This window comes from Limnospira sp., assembly GCF_051859755.1.
Classification (GTDB): domain Bacteria; phylum Cyanobacteriota; class Cyanobacteriia; order Cyanobacteriales; family Microcoleaceae; genus Limnospira; species Limnospira fusiformis.
On the sequence record NZ_JBIMLI010000013.1, the window covers coordinates 59,044 to 60,209 of the forward strand.

Sequence of the window (1,166 nt, forward strand, 5' to 3'; positions counted from 1 at the left end):
ATTCGCGAAGAAACTACCTTTGCTGAACCCTTCTATCAACCTGAAGAAAACCAGGTTCGACCTAGGGAAATGACCCTAGCGCGAGGAACTGAAGGAGCACAGGTCGCCGGTTTACAGCAGCGCCTGGAAGTACATGGCTTTTCTGTCGGTCGTATAGATAGTCTCTTTGGTCCCCGCACTGAACGATCCCTCATTCAGTTTCAATTGGCTAAGGGTCTCAGACCTACTGGAGTGGTCGATCGCAGCACTTGGCAGGCTCTCTCAAAAGATCCTCACCAGCAGACTATAGCAGAAACTCTCATTAAACAAGGCGATCGCGGTTCTAAAGTCAGAACTCTGCAAACTCGCCTAGAGTTGACTGGACATGATCCGGGTCCTGTTGATGGTATATTTGGTCCGAAAACTTTGTCGGCTGTCTCTGACTTTCAGTTGGCTATGGGCTTAGAAGCTACCGGGGTTGTAGATGAAAAAACCTGGAAAGTTTTAGGCGATCGCTCTAACTAGGTTATCAACCTGCCGCTTTTTTTTAAAAAATTATGGCCCGCCCGCCTTAGTAAATAGGGGTTGACACGGCGGCGCTAGTTGGCTATGATAGGAGTATGTTAAATAATGGTATGTGAGAAAAAATAATATTTTCGCAAATATTCCCATTATATTAGAGTGTAGCACGGACTGCCAGAAAAAGATAGGGTTTTCTGAAAAAAAAAGCGCGGGGGCGCGCCCAGAAAATTTTTTTTTGGTCACCTAGGTTTACTTTTCCGAAATTCCCTGCGGGGGAAAAATGCGATCGCCCCAATTCTCAGGACATTGAGGCACGGGGATTTTGACTCACCATTGGTCGTCCGGCTGTGTTTCGGAACGCCGTTCTCGAATCAGTTCGTCGGCGAGACTTACACCGTTTGAAATATCTTTAAAAATTCCCCGGAGTTTTTGGACTTGCTCACGCCAACTGACCAGACGCAGGCTGCCATCTTTTTCAAGGGTTAAAGTGAGTTGATCGCCCGCTTGCAGGTTCAGTTGTTTCCGCACAGGTTCGGGAATCATTAACTCGCCGGTTTCTTCTAGGTTAACGGTGTATTGTTCCAGGGGGGGAGCAAGAATTTAATCCAAGATTTGCTTTACATCTTAGGACAATAAGGTACAATACCCAAAAAGATTCGCAACTC

The 1,166-nt window shown here is 46.6% G+C and carries 2 protein-coding genes; one reads left to right on the top strand and one right to left on the bottom strand.

What is annotated here, in order from left to right; translation table 11 throughout:
• Positions 1 to 504: peptidoglycan-binding domain-containing protein (locus ACTIE0_RS04220; protein ID WP_439516844.1), on the top strand; the 504-nt coding region annotated here is incomplete at its 5' end.
• A gap of 324 nt (positions 505 to 828) precedes the next feature.
• Here ACTIE0_RS04220 and ACTIE0_RS04225 read toward each other — a convergent pair.
• Complete coding sequence (locus tag ACTIE0_RS04225; protein ID WP_006624814.1) at positions 829 to 1,044, bottom strand: AbrB/MazE/SpoVT family DNA-binding domain-containing protein; 216 nt, start codon at positions 1,042 to 1,044, stop codon at positions 829 to 831.
• Between the last annotated feature and the right edge of the window lie 122 nt (positions 1,045 to 1,166).

Bases quoted from the DNA above. Each gene is read 5' to 3' on its own strand.
- ACTIE0_RS04225 (WP_006624814.1), bottom strand. From the start codon at position 1,044: ATGATTCCCGAACCTGTGCGGAAACAACTGAACCTGCAAGCGGGCGAT.